Origin of the sequence: Corynebacterium sp. Marseille-P8863 (genome assembly GCF_946902955.1) — a bacterium.
GTDB classification, from domain to species: domain Bacteria; phylum Actinomycetota; class Actinomycetes; order Mycobacteriales; family Mycobacteriaceae; genus Corynebacterium; species Corynebacterium gottingense.
The window spans coordinates 1-12255 of the sequence record NZ_CAMPQC010000009.1; the positions used below are offsets into that span (position 1 = coordinate 1).

Annotated in this window: 12 protein-coding genes; 8 read left to right on the top strand and 4 right to left on the bottom strand. The window is 65.2% G+C overall.

Annotated features, from left to right (window positions below):
- Positions 1 to 626: phytoene/squalene synthase family protein (locus OVO38_RS07845; protein ID WP_267208163.1), on the bottom strand; the 626-nt coding region annotated here is incomplete at its 3' end.
- 57 nt (positions 627 to 683) lie between these two features.
- On the opposite strand from OVO38_RS07845, the gene OVO38_RS07850 reads away from it, so the two are divergent.
- The 3 genes from OVO38_RS07850 (at position 684) to OVO38_RS07860 (ending at position 2715) form a co-directional block, all read left to right on the top strand.
- Positions 684 to 947: a hypothetical protein gene (locus tag OVO38_RS07850; protein ID WP_267208164.1), complete on the top strand. Its 264-nt coding sequence runs from the start codon at positions 684 to 686 to the stop codon at positions 945 to 947.
- Positions 948 to 989: 42 nt separating this feature from the next.
- Positions 990 to 1697 (top strand): hypothetical protein, encoded by a 708-nt coding sequence (locus OVO38_RS07855; protein ID WP_267208165.1) that lies wholly within the window; start codon positions 990 to 992, stop codon positions 1695 to 1697.
- A gap of 124 nt (positions 1698 to 1821) precedes the next feature.
- The gene (locus OVO38_RS07860) at positions 1822 to 2715 is read left to right on the top strand and encodes a hypothetical protein (protein WP_267208166.1); all 894 of its coding nucleotides are present in this window, start codon (positions 1822 to 1824) and stop codon (positions 2713 to 2715) included.
- A 69-nt stretch (positions 2716 to 2784) separates the two neighbouring features.
- On the opposite strand, the gene OVO38_RS07865 is transcribed toward OVO38_RS07860, so the two are convergent.
- On the bottom strand, positions 2785 to 3384 hold the full coding sequence (locus OVO38_RS07865) for a hypothetical protein (protein ID WP_267208167.1): 600 nt from the start codon (positions 3382 to 3384) through the stop codon (positions 2785 to 2787).
- 315 nt (positions 3385 to 3699) lie between these two features.
- Here OVO38_RS07865 and OVO38_RS07870 point away from each other — a divergent pair, with 315 nt between their 5' ends.
- Positions 3700 to 4065, top strand: a complete 366-nt coding sequence (locus tag OVO38_RS07870) for a hypothetical protein (protein WP_267208168.1) — start codon at positions 3700 to 3702, stop codon at positions 4063 to 4065.
- Positions 4066 to 4137: 72 nt separating this feature from the next.
- Here the strand turns inward: OVO38_RS07870 and OVO38_RS07875 are convergent, their stop codons facing one another.
- A complete protein-coding gene (locus OVO38_RS07875; protein ID WP_267208169.1) occupies positions 4138 to 5901 on the bottom strand; it encodes an AbgT family transporter in 1764 nt (587 codons plus the stop codon).
- Positions 5902 to 6073: 172 nt separating this feature from the next.
- Between OVO38_RS07875 and OVO38_RS07880 the strand changes: the two genes are divergently transcribed.
- The 4 genes from OVO38_RS07880 to OVO38_RS07895 all read left to right on the top strand — a co-directional run bounded on the left by OVO38_RS07880 (position 6074) and on the right by OVO38_RS07895 (position 10376).
- Positions 6074 to 6880 carry a serine hydrolase domain-containing protein gene (locus OVO38_RS07880; protein ID WP_267208170.1) on the top strand — a complete coding sequence of 269 codons (807 nt, stop codon included), beginning with the start codon at positions 6074 to 6076 and terminating at the stop codon, positions 6878 to 6880.
- A 30-nt stretch (positions 6881 to 6910) separates the two neighbouring features.
- Positions 6911 to 8356, top strand: coding sequence for an MFS transporter (locus tag OVO38_RS07885; RefSeq protein ID WP_154878554.1), 1446 nt, complete (start codon positions 6911 to 6913; stop codon positions 8354 to 8356).
- Positions 8349 to 9287, top strand: a complete 939-nt coding sequence (locus OVO38_RS07890) for a nucleoside hydrolase (protein ID WP_267208171.1) — start codon at positions 8349 to 8351, stop codon at positions 9285 to 9287. The genes OVO38_RS07885 and OVO38_RS07890 overlap by 8 nt, the downstream gene beginning before the upstream one ends.
- Before the next feature lie 171 nt (positions 9288 to 9458).
- A complete protein-coding gene (locus OVO38_RS07895; protein WP_267208172.1) occupies positions 9459 to 10376 on the top strand; it encodes a DMT family transporter in 918 nt (305 codons plus the stop codon).
- 30 nt (positions 10377 to 10406) lie between these two features.
- Here OVO38_RS07895 and OVO38_RS07900 read toward each other — a convergent pair whose 3' ends face one another.
- Positions 10407 to 12251: a flavin-containing monooxygenase gene (locus tag OVO38_RS07900; RefSeq protein ID WP_267208173.1), complete on the bottom strand. Its 1845-nt coding sequence runs from the start codon at positions 12249 to 12251 to the stop codon at positions 10407 to 10409.
- Positions 12252 to 12255 lie beyond the last annotated feature (4 nt).

Sequence of the window (12255 nt, forward strand, 5' to 3'; positions counted from 1 at the left end):
TTCTCGGCCAGGGTTGCGGGGTCGGCGGTGGGGGCGTCGATAAGCGAGTGCTCGGCGTAGCTGCGGCCGAGGGCCGAGTCCTCGGCGACGTCGCGGAGGAAGTTGATTTTTTGGAACGCGGAGCCGAGCGCGCGTGCGCCGACGGCGAGGTCGGGGGTGAGCGCGGCCTCGTTGCCGCGGAAGAAGACGCGCAGGCAGAGCAGGCCGATGACCTCGGCGGAGCCGTAGATGTAGTCGTCGAGCGGAAGGTCCGGCTGGTCGGGCAAGTCCGAGCGCATGGAGGCGAAGAAGGCGCGCAGCTCGGCATCGGGGAAGCGGCACGCGCGGGCCGTGGCGGCAAAGGCGTGCAGGACGGGATCGGCGTGGAAGCGGTGCGCGGGCGCGTGGAGGACGGCGGCCTCGTAGGCGTCGAGTGCGGTCTCGGCGCACTCGTGGGCCTGGGCGGTGGTGCCGTCGACGATCTCGTCCGCGATCCTCACAACCGCGTACAGGTTGCGGATGTCCGTGCGCATGGGCTGCGGCAGGAGCCTGGTAGCCAGCGAGAAGCTGGTGGAGTAGTGGGCCATGACCTGCGCGGCTGCGCGGTCGCAGGCGGCGTCATAGGTGTCGAGGTAGCGGCCGGTCATGGTGCATAAGCGTAGTTTGTCGGTGCGCGTGTGGCGGGCGTGGGTAGCATCGGGCGCATGATTATTCCGCTTGGATGGCCTCGTCCTCGTGCACTCGCCGGGGGTTTGCTCGGGCTGGGTGTCGTGATGCTGCTCAGCGCCGGGCAGTTGCCGGACTGGCGGGCGCTGACGTTGCTCGGACTGGCGCTGGGCGTGCCGAGTGCGGGGTGGCTGGTTGCAGGCATCTGGCTTGTGCGGCCGCGCGGGGTAGCGTGGTGGGTGCTCGTGGCGGTTGCCGTCGTTGCGGGCGTGTGGGGGATTGCGCTGTTTCCGGAGCGGTGAGTCGTTATCCGACCAACGGGCAGACGTGCTTGAATATTTTGTATGGGCAAGGACTCACGACGGCAGTTTGATGCAAAAACAGCGATTAGCAAGGCTTACGATCGTGCGCTTGTGCTTCAGCAGCCTATTGCGGAGAAGAATGTCGCTCGACTTCGTCGTGTACATCCCGAGAAGACGCCGGCGGAATTGATCAAAGACATCAACAGGTGGTATCTCGGCGTTGTTTCTACCTCCGGGGCGGGGGCGGGGGCCGCTGCAGTAGTCCCGAACGGGATTGCACAAGTGCCTGTGGCACTTGCTGATCTGGCAACGTACATGGAAGCGTCGGTACTGTACACACTGACGGTGATGGAAATACACGGTGTCCATGTAGAAGACCTTGAGCGAAGGCGGATGCTCGTGACCGCAGTGATGTTGGGGAACTCTGCCTCTACCAAAATTCTTGATGGAATCCTAGGCAGAACCGTGCCGTACTGGGGCAAGAAGATTGTAAACGCTATTCCCCTTGAAGCGATCAAACGGGTCAATAAAATTATGGGTCCTCGTTTTGTTACAAGGTGGGGAGCGAGGCAGGGAGTGCTGGTCCTCGGAAAGCAGATTCCACTCATGCTCGGTGCCACTGTCGGTGGGGCAGGCAATGGCTTGTTCGGTTGGTTCGTGATTAAAGCCGGCCGCGAAATCCTAGGCCCGCCTCCCGAGACTTGGAAAGATGATATTCCGCCATACGTAGAAGGGGAGATCGTTGACTAGCCGGACTCGGCTATGCAACGCGTTCATCTGCCAATCAGAGGAATGCTTCGTAAGGAAAACAAACCATGCGGCTCACTAAAGTGAGAAGCGTGTCATTGTTTCTCATTGTGTAGAGGTGTTCAAAGTGAATCGTGTGATGGTGGCGCTCGGTGCGGCGTGCGTGCTGGTGCTTTCGGGCTGTTCGGGTTCTGGGGCCGGACCGGGGGAGGCGGAGTCGACGACGGTGACGTCGACAACCTCTGTGCCGGAGTTCGCGGCGGTTGGGGATACCCTGCCCGTTGGCTGCGACGGTGGGGAGTGCCAGGGCAGCCTCGAGGTCGAAGAGATCCTGCTTGGCGGGCAGTGTGTGGCTGGTGGAGAGGCTGACGTTGCTGAGGGAGAGACGCTCGTGCAGGTGCGTGGCGTACTCAGTGCGGAGGACGGGGAGGTTCGCCTTGACGCGCCGGTGGTGTGGGACAAGGAGAACTTCAAGAACACGGGCAAGCCTGTGGATGCGTGCGAGAAGCCATCGGGGTACGAGCCGTGGTCGACTGACGCATCCGCGGAGGAGAAGGTACGCGTGTACGGGGCGTTTGCGGTCCCGGAGGCTGCGGTGACGCTGGGGATTGAGGGCGCGAAATTCGACCTAGCGGAGGTGGAAAAGGGCGGTGCTACCCACGCCTCTCCGGCGACGCAGGTTACGGAGTCGGCGGACGCGCCTGCATCGGAGGCTTCCGCCACTGTGGTGACCGAGCAGACGCTCCCGCCGGCTGAGGCTGAGCCCGCTGAACCCGTCATCGGCTTTACGGAGGCGCCGGGCAACGAGGCGCCCCACGTGATGGACAAGCAGATTGCCTCGTGCGGCGACCCGAGCATCCACGAAACCGGGACCACGTTTTTCACTGACGGGACGAGCGGCTGGACGCAGCAGTGTGCGTCGCAAATGTGGCCCGTGCAGGAAGCGATGATCGCGGAGCAGGAGGCAAGCATGGATGGCGATGTGTCGATCGGTGAGGGCGTGGGCGCTGACGTACAGTAGTCGCTAGCGCATACAAAAGTGGGCGGGGTCTGGTTTCAGATCCCGCCCACTCGCTGGTGCTGATTGGTTTTAGCGGTACAGCACACCGTTGATGATCGAGAGACCCTGACCATCCCGCTTGGGGAACTGGATCTTCAGCGTGTCAATCTTGCTGACCGGCACCTCGAATTTGACGGCGGCACCCTTCTTCACGATCTTGCTTTGGTTGAGGTTGCCGTTGACGTAGATCTTGATCTCGCCCTCTTTGACTTCGTCGTTGACGACGTTCTCGTCCCACACCGCGGTGAAGGTGGCCTTTCGGAATTCGCTGTTCAGCTTGCGCTCCACGTAGCACCCGTTGTGGCCATAGCACTGGCCGCTACGCGCGGAGTTGGTGTAGACCTTATCGCCTGCCTTGACCTCGACGCCGTAGTCAACGTCGTTGTAGGTGATGCCGTCCCTGCTACCTGGGATAAGCAGCTTTTCCTTTGCAAGCTTCGGAGTCGAGCCGGGGTTGGACGGGGCGACGGCTCCAGAGTCGCCGTTGCTCGGGTTGACGCTGCTGCCGTTCTCCGCCAGGCCAGCGACAGTACCGATGAGCGCGGTCAACGCGACGATTGCGCCGACAATTTGGGGGATGAGAGCTTCAACGTTGTTGAGGAGCTTGTTGATGTCTTTGAAGTTGTTCATGAAAATCCTTCAAGATTACGAAAGGCCGGACAAACGTATTAAATAACCTGACTGTCACCTGCGCAACTTATCTCAGTAAGATCTCAGAGGATTAGAGGGCGGCTGAGTTGCTAGCGGGGGAGGTTGCGCTGACAGTTCCCCCTCTTTGGCGGAGAGGGTGCCTCTGTGGGGAGTGCCCTAGGGGGGCTGTGGGGGCCTGGGTGGTGTTTGGCCATCAAGCGGGCAGTGAGGGCGGCGGCCGCTCAACGGTGTGGGGCGATCGTTTAGGTGCACTACCCCGCCAAAATGATACAAAAAAGTGTTACCGTGAGGGGCATGCAACATCGAGCCCCCGCCGTCGCCACCGCAATTGCCGTGGCCACCATGTCAATCTCCCCAATTTCTTCCCATGCAGCCACCCCGAGTCGCCCGAGCTACGATGAGTTCCAGCGAGACACTACCGTATTGATCAACTCCGGTAGCTCCGTGAAGCACAGCTACGAGCGTGCCGTCGGCTCCAGCTTCGAGGATGCCATCGCCGCCGGCAGTCTCTCCGCGGTGGTGCGCAACGCGAGCCGCGCCGACATCGTGCTTACCGCGCTGCTCGGTGCATTCGCGGCCGGGTCGACCGGCTACTACATGGTGCTCCAGGGGATGGTGCCCAACCCGTTGCCTGGGATCATCCCGTCGACGTCGAAGTAAACGCCCAAAAACACCGAGGCCCCGCGCTCTCCCGGAACGGAGAAAGCGCGGGGCCAAAAACGCGTCGTTGACTTAGACCTGGTAGTGCATCGGCGAGCCCGGGCCGAGCGGGATGCCCACGAAGTACCAGATGAGGAAGAAGATGAACCAGCCCGCCAGCATGGCAATCGTGTACGGCAGGGCCAGCGACATGAGCGTGCCCACGCCGGCCTTCTTGTAGTAGCGCTGCAGGAACGTCAGCGCGAGGGCGAAGTACGGCGACATCGGGGTGATGATGTTCGACGGGGAATCGCCGATGCGGTAGAGCATTTGGGTCACCTCTGGGGAAACGCCTACGTACATCATCATCGGGACGACCACCGGGGCCATGAGCGCCCACTGCGCGGAGCCGGACGTGATGAACAGGTTGATCAGCGTGACCATGAGTACGAAGCCCAGGAAGAGCAGCACGTTTGGCAGGTTCCAGCGCTGCAGCAGCTCCGCGCCGTTGATCGCTGTCCAGGCGCCCAGGTTGGACCAGTTGAACCAGGCCAGGAACTGGGAGACGGCGAAGAAGAGCACCAGCATGGGCAGCAGCGTCTTCAGACCGCGGGCCATGAACTCGGGGATGTCCGCGGCGGAGGTGATCGTGCCGACAATGAGGCCGTAGACCAGGCCCATGAGGAAGAACGCCAGGGAAATCGGGACCGCGATCGCGCGGATCAGCGGAGACTCCATGAAGCCCTCCTCGGGGCGCGCGAACGGCGACCCCGGGATGAACAGCAGGCAGAAGTATGCGATCAGGAACAGCACCAGTGCGATCGTGGACCACACCATGCCCTTCCACTCGATGGGGGAGAGCTTGAGCTGGTCCTCGGTGAGCTCGCCCTCCTGGTAGTCGTCGGGGCGCCCGTCGGCGTTTTCGGCCTTGGCCTTCTCCTTGGTCTTGCCGGCGGCCTCCTCCAGCAACGGGTCGCCGGATTCGGCTTCCTTCAGGGCCTTGGCGTGCTCGCGGCTCTCAATCTTGTCAAAGGAGAGCTCATCGGTCTCGATGTGGTCGTGGTTGACCAGCGCCTGCGCCTTCTTGTCCACGTAGAACTCGGTCACGGCGGTGATCACCAGCGCGAGCACGATGGCGGACGGGATGACGAAGTAGATGTTGGCCAGCGGTGAGACCTCGTAGGCCTCGTCGACAATATTGGCGGCGGAGGTGGAGATACCGGCAAGCAACAGGTCGGTGATGTTCAGGATCAGGGATGCGTTGAAGCCTGCCGACGACGCCGCGAACGCCACCATCGCGCCCACCACTGGCGAGCGGCCGAGCGCGTGGAACGCCAGCGCGCCCAGCGGGATGATGATGACGTAGATCGCGTCGGAGGCGACCGAGCCGGTCACGCCGGCCAGCGCCACCATGAAGGTGAGCATGCCGGGGCCGACCTTGGCCACCATCGCGCGCACCAGCGCGCCGAGGAAGCCAGTCTGCTCCGCCACGGCCACGCCCAGCATCACCGACAGCACCACGCCGAGCGGCGGGAAGGCGATGAAGTTTTCCACCGCGTCGGTCACCATGCGCGAGATGTTCTCGGTGGTCAGCAGGGATTGGACCTCGATCGTCTCGCCCGTGCCGGGGTCTACTGCGGACATGCCAGCCTTGTGGCCGATCCAGGACGTGACGGCTACGACACCCGCGAGGATGACAAACAGCCAGAACGGGTCCGGCAGCTTGTTGCCGATCTTTTCAATGATGCCGAGGAAGCCAGCGCCCTCGCCGTGCGTGTCGTGCGCGCGGTCGTCGCGCTTGTCGGGTTTCGTCTTTGTGCCCGCGGAACCGGGCGTGACTTTGGAGGAACCGGTCATCGATTCTCCCTCTCGTGCTCGTTGGGGCCTGCCCGGGTCTCCGCGCAGGCTGCGTGCAGTTATGAAGGCCGTTCGGCCGGTGACCCGTGGCCCGGAGGCACATAGGTGAGAGCTAGCTTACACGCCACGTGTGTCACGTCCACATCAGCGGAGCGCAGGTACGCTCGGCACCATGGAATTCCGCCTCGACGACTACCTCGACACCTGGCCCGCCGACAACGTCAGCGCCGCCCTGATCGGCACGCGCACCGCCGCCTACGGCGACGCCGAGCGCGTCTACGAGCTCGCCAGCGTGACCAAGCTGCTCTCGGCCTACGGGTTCCTCCTCGCCGTCGAGGAAGGAGCGTTCTCGCTAGAGAGCGCCTGCGGGCCCGAAGGCGCGACCGTCCGCCACCTCCTCGCACACGCCGGTGGCGTGGGTTTTGACTCACGCGAGCTGCAAAAGCCGGTCGGCGAGCGACGCATCTACTCGTCGGCCGGCTACGAGATCCTCGCAGACTACCTGGAACAAGAGACTGGGTTCGCCTTCGCGGACTACATGCGAGAGGGGGTTTTCGAGCCCCTGGGAATGCGTACGGCTGAAGTGTATGGGTCGGCGGGGCATGGCGGGAGGGCGTCGATAAGCGATCTCGCCCTGTTCGCGGAGGAGCTTATGGCGCCGAAGCTTTTGAGCGAGGAGACGCTGCGCGAGGCGTTCAGCAACCAGTTCGGGGACCTGCGCGGCGTGGTGCCGGGCTACGGGATGCAGAAGCCGTGCCCGTGGGGGCTGGGTTTTGAGATCAAGGGGGAGAAGGCGCCGCACTGGACGGGCGACGGGATGCCTGCAGACACGGTCGGACACTTCGGCATGGCGGGCACCTACCTGTGGGTCGCCGATGGGCAGGCGATGGTGGCGCTGACGGACCGCGAGTTTGGCGACTGGGCCAAGCCCCTGTGGCAGGAGACCAACACCGCGATCTGGGCAGCGCTGGGGAAGTGATTTTCCAGCGCATGCCCTAGGCTGATGGGTATGCAACCCAACCAGGCGTCCGGCGCGGCCGGGCACAAACTTCCGTCCTCGCAGGTCTGGCCGCTCATGCTGGCCCTGCTCACCGCTATTTTTGCGTTCCAGCTCAACGCATCCATGCTCGCCCCGGCGCTGGCGACCATGGAGGTGGAGCTTAACGCTACCACCAACCAGATCGGCATGACGCAGACCGCGTTCTTTACCGCCGCGGCACTGTTTTCCCTGTTCATGCCCCGTTGGGGCGACCTGATCGGGCGCCGCAAGGTGCTCGTGGCCATGATGTGCGTGACCGTGATCGGCTCCATCATCGCCGCCCTGTCCACCAACGTGCCGATGCTGTTCCTGGGGCGTGTGGTGCAGGGCGTGTCCGGCCCGACGGTGGCGCTGACGTCTGTCATGCTGCGCCAGGCCGTGCGCGATGAGAAGCAGTTCGCCCTGCTGGTTGGCGTGCTGACCTCCATTAACGGTGGTATCGCCGGCGTGGACGCCCTGCTCGGCGGCTGGCTCACCTCCGCCTTCGGCTTCCGCTCCCTGTTCTGGGTCATCGGCGCGTTCGCGCTCGCGGCCGTCTTTACCATCCGCTTCGGAGTGGCGGAGACGAAGTCCAGCGAGACCCAGCGCATGGACTGGCTGGGCGTGGCCCTCCTGGTGGTGGCCATCGGCACGATCCTCACCGCGTTCAACGAGGCCGGCGCGCTCGCGGAGGCCAACTGGTTCCTGGTCATCGTGCTGCTCATCATCGGCGCGGTCGCGCTGTTCTTCTTCTGGCGCGCCGAAAATTCGAGCTCGCACCCGCTGGTCCAGCCCGAGCTGCTCACCCAGCGCCGCACTTGGGCGCTGCTGACCACCACCACGCTCACCATGACCGGCATCTTCGCCGTCATGAACGGCCTGGTGCCCAACCTGGCGCAGGACGCGACGAACGGCCCGGGCCTGTCCGCCGGCACGGTCTCCTTCTGGACGCTCACTCCCTACGCCATCGCCGGCCTCATCTTCGGGCCCATCGCGGGCTACATGGCTGGCCGCCTCGGCTACACCACGGTGCTCAAGATCGGCATCGGCGGCGCGGCCCTGTCCGTCCTGCTCGGCGTGTTCGTGGTGGGCAACCCGACGCCGTGGCTGCTGCTGCTCGTCTCCATCGCCGCCGGCGTCACCTACGCAGGCATTGCCAACATCATGCTCGGCTCGCTCCACGTCGTGCTCGCGCCGAAGTCCAACCAGGGCTACCTGCCGGGCCTGAACGCGGGCGCGTTCAACCTGGGCGCCGGCATCTCCTTCACCGTCATCTTCGCCGTGGTCACCTCGTTTGCGGACAACGGCGGCGGCTACCGCGCCGGCATGATCGCCGGCCTGGTGCTGCTCATCGCCGCGTTCTGCACCTCGTTCCTCATCCCGCGCCCGCAGGACCTCCCCGACACGATCGCCGCCGAGGAGGCCGCGCGTGCGTAAGATCATCCTGGATTGCGACCCGGGCCACGACGATGCGGTAGCCATTCTCCTCGCCCTCGGCGACCCTTCGATCGAGCTGTTGTGCTTAACGACGATCGGCGGCAACCACACCATCGACAAGGTCACCCGCAACGCAGCCCAAGTCCTCACGGTGGCCGGCCGCACCGACGTGCCCGTCTACCGCGGTGCGCACCGCCCCCTGGTGCGCCCGGTGGAAACTGCCGAGGCCATCCACGGCGACTCCGGCATGGAGATCCATGGCTTCGACCTTCCGGAACCGGAGGTTGCGGTCCAGGAGGGGCACGCGGTGCGCGCGATCATCGACACCATCATGGCCGAGGAACCCGGCACCGTCACCCTCGTGCCCACGGGCCCGCTGACCAACATCGCCCTCGCCGCCCGCCTGGAGCCCCGCATCGTGGAGCGCGTCCGCGAGGTCGTGCTCATGGGTGGGGCCTACGGCACCGGCAACTGGACCGCGTCCGCCGAGTTCAACGTGGTCGCCGACCCCGAGGCGGCCCACATCGTGTTCAACGAGTCCTGGCCTGTGGTCATGGTCGGCCTGGATCTTACCCACCAGGCCCTGGCCACGCCCGAGGTGGAGCAGCGGTTCGCCGCGCTGGGCACGCCCGTGGGCGACCTGGTCGTCGGGCTTTTCGACGCTTTCCGCACCAACTACAAAGACAACCAGGGCTTTGATAACCCGCCGGTCCACGACCCGTGCTGCGTCGCCTACCTCATCGACCCGTCGGTGGTAAAGACCGTGCCCGTGCCGGTGGACGTGGAGCTCTCCGGCGCGCTCACCGCCGGCCGCACCGTCGCCGATTTCCGAGCCCCCGCCCCCGCCGACTGTCACACCTCGGTAGCCACCGAGCTGGACGCCGACCGGTTCTGGGACCTGGTCGTGCGCGCCGCCGAGAACCTGGGGTAGGGGCCCGGGGTTGCCTCCGGGGCTGCGGGATGACGAGAATGCGTTAAATTTCCGCGGCCCCGCGACCCCCTCAAGTGTTTCCCCAGTTGGGACGGTCTAGGCCAATCGCGGGACGGGGAAATATTGCGCGCCGCGCGATTGCCTGCACCCGACCAGATAGCATGAGTGCCTATGTTGCACCTCCCCATTGCGCTGGCGATCGGCGCGATCATCCCCATCCAAACCGCCGCCAACTCCCGCCTGCGCCAGAGCGTGAACAATAAGCCGGTGGTCCCGGCGCTGACGTCGTTTAGCATCGCGCTGCTGCTGTCCATCCTGGCCACTACCGTGCTGGTAGGAAACCCATTGCCGCAGTTCGCGCCGGGCACGGAGACGCCGTGGTGGATCTGGCTCGGCGGACTCATGGGGTCCTGCTTCGTGCTGGGCAATATTTTGCTGTTTCCCAAGCTCGGCGCGGTGCAGACGGTGGTGCTGCCCATCCTTGGGCAGATCATCATGGGGTTAAGCATCGACCACTTCGGCCTGTTCCACTCGCCGCAGGAGCACGTGAGCTTTATGCGCATCGTCGGTGCCCTGGTGGTGCTGGTGGGCATCGTGGTCACGCTGGGCGTGGGGAGAAAAAACGTCGCGGGCGACGCGCACGGGCCCGAGGTGTGGCTCTACCGGCTCATCGGTGTGGGCGTGGGGATGTGCTCGTCGATCCAAGCTGCGGTCAACGGGCATCTGGGCACGATCGCGGGCTCGTCGCTGCACGCGGCCGAGATCAACCTGGCCGTCGGCGCGGTGCTACTGCTGGCTACGGTGCTCGTGACCAGCCCGAAACAGCTGACCCGCAAGGTAGAGCCGGGGCCGTGGTGGATGTGGCTCGGCGGCGTGGTGGGCGCGATCTTCGTCATCGGCGGCGCCACGCTCGTGCCAATCCTGGGCACCGCCACCACGGTCATCGCGTTCAACGCGGGCACGATCGTCGGCGGCCAGGTGATGGAGTCGGTGGGGGCGTTCGGCGCGCGCAAGACGCCTATCGACGCCACCCGTGCCCTCGGCCTCGCAGTCATCATCGCCGGCGTGTTGGCGGTGCGGCTGCTGTAGGAGGGGCGGGGCGTCGATAAGCAACGGGCCCTAGGAGGTGTGGTGGACCTCCGCGAGCTCATAGACCGGGGTGGCCATGCCCTCGTAGCGGGCCTTGAGCTGTAGGGCGAGGTAGCGCGAGTAGTGGCGGGACTGGTGGAGGTTGCCGCCGTGGAACCAGAGCTGGTCCACCTGGGTGGGTTTCCACATGTTGCGCAGCTCGCGCTCCCACGGGCCCGGGTCCTTGGTGGTGTCGGAGCCAAGGCCCCACACGCGGCCGACGCGGTCGGCGGTCTCCTTGTCAATGAGGCGCTCGACCCAGCCGTTCATGGAGCCGTAGCCGGTGGCGAGCACGATGACGTCGGCGGAGAGTTCGGTGCCGTTGTCAAGCACGACTGAGCGCTCCTTGACCTCGGCGATTGTGGTGGGGGAGTGGACTGGGATCGAGCCGTCCGCGACGAGCTCGGAGGCGCCGACGTTGATGTAGTAGCCGGAGCCGCGGCGCAGGTACTTGAGGAAGAGGCCGGAATCGTCGTCGCCGAAGTCCACCATGAAGCCGCGGTCGGCGAGCGAGTCGTAGAACTCGGCGTCGTCCTTGCGGATCTGGTCGAAGGCGGGGCGCTGCGCGTCGGGCAGCACCTTGTACGGCCAGGAGGCAAACAGGAGGTCCGCGGTGTCGGTGTCGATGCCAGCCTCCACCGCATCCTCCGAGTACAGGGGGCCGAAGACGTACTTCATCAGCGAATCCGACTGAGAGATGTGAGTGGACGAGCGCTGGATCATCACCGGGCGCGCGCCGTTGTGCACCAGGTCTGCGGCGATGTCGTGGGCGGAGTTGTTCGCGCCGAGGATCACCACGTCCTTGCCCGCGTCCACATCACCGCCCGGGTGCTCGGAGGAGTGGCGGATCTCGCCGGCGAAGTTTTCCTGGCCCTTCAGCTGCGGGCGGTTCGGCACGCCGGACATGCCGGTGGCGAAGACGAGCTGGGTCGGGTGCAGCGTCATCTCGTTGCCGTCGCGGGTCAGGCGCACGTCCCAGCGCTGCTGGGCCTCGTCGAACTCGGCGTGCTTGACCTCGGCGTTGGTCCAGTAGTCCAGGTCCATGATGCCCACGTAGTGCTCGAGCCAGTCGCCCATCTTGTCCTTCGGGGTGAATACCGGCCAATCGTCGGGGAACGGCAAGTAGGGCATGTGGTCGTACCACACCGGGTCGTGCAGGCACAGGGAGTGGTAGCGGCCGCGCCACTGGTCGCCGGGGCGGTCCGCCTTATCGACGATCAGCGCGGGCACCCCCTGACGCTTCAGCCGCGCCCCCAGTGCGATGCCGCCTTGGCCGCCGCCGATGATGAGCACGTAAGGCTGCTCCGAGATGCCGAGGGTGGCGCGGCGCTTCTCCCTGCGGTCGGCCCAGTTCTCCGGGTCCTGCGTCGGGCCGTGCTGCGCGCCGAGCTCGCGGTTGCGCCCTTTCTTCTCCGGGAAGTCTTTCAGCTCGCGGCCGGTGATGAGCAGGGTCCACGCCTTGCCGCCACGAAGCCTGGCGATGCCGCGGCAGTGGAAGTGACCGGTATCACAGGTGAAGTGCACGCGCGTGACGCCGTCGCCCTCGTCCTCGACGTCCGTGAGCTCCGTGTTGGTGATCGTGCTGTCCGGGTGCGTCGCGGCGACCATGCGCGCGATCTCTTCCCGTCCCTCAGCGGTGTAGAGGTTCCAGGTCATGCCGATGAGGTCGCGCCAGAACCCCTCCGGCTCGAAGAGGTCGGCGGCGGCATGGCCCGCCGCGTCTGGGTCGGCTGTCGCCGTCGCCGCTTCCAGGTCGGCGAGCCATTGCTGTGCAGCGTCGCGCAGGTGGTCCTTTTCGCTCACGTTCTCGGCGGTGGCCTGCAGGGTCTGAGTCATGGTG

Coding starts and splice junctions, on each gene's coding strand:
- OVO38_RS07885 (WP_154878554.1), top strand. CDS start 6,911: ATGCAACCCAACCAGGCGTCCGGCGCGGCCGGGCACAAACTTCCGTCC.
- OVO38_RS07895 (WP_267208172.1), top strand. CDS start 9,459: ATGTTGCACCTCCCCATTGCGCTGGCGATCGGCGCGATCATCCCCATC.
- OVO38_RS07870 (WP_267208168.1), top strand. CDS start 3,700: ATGCAACATCGAGCCCCCGCCGTCGCCACCGCAATTGCCGTGGCCACC.
- OVO38_RS07880 (WP_267208170.1), top strand. CDS start 6,074: ATGGAATTCCGCCTCGACGACTACCTCGACACCTGGCCCGCCGACAAC.
- OVO38_RS07875 (WP_267208169.1), bottom strand. CDS start 5,901: ATGACCGGTTCCTCCAAAGTCACGCCCGGTTCCGCGGGCACAAAGACG.
- OVO38_RS07850 (WP_267208164.1), top strand. CDS start 684: ATGATTATTCCGCTTGGATGGCCTCGTCCTCGTGCACTCGCCGGGGGT.
- OVO38_RS07865 (WP_267208167.1), bottom strand. CDS start 3,384: ATGAACAACTTCAAAGACATCAACAAGCTCCTCAACAACGTTGAAGCT.
- OVO38_RS07855 (WP_267208165.1), top strand. CDS start 990: ATGGGCAAGGACTCACGACGGCAGTTTGATGCAAAAACAGCGATTAGC.
- OVO38_RS07900 (WP_267208173.1), bottom strand. CDS start 12,251: ATGACTCAGACCCTGCAGGCCACCGCCGAGAACGTGAGCGAAAAGGAC.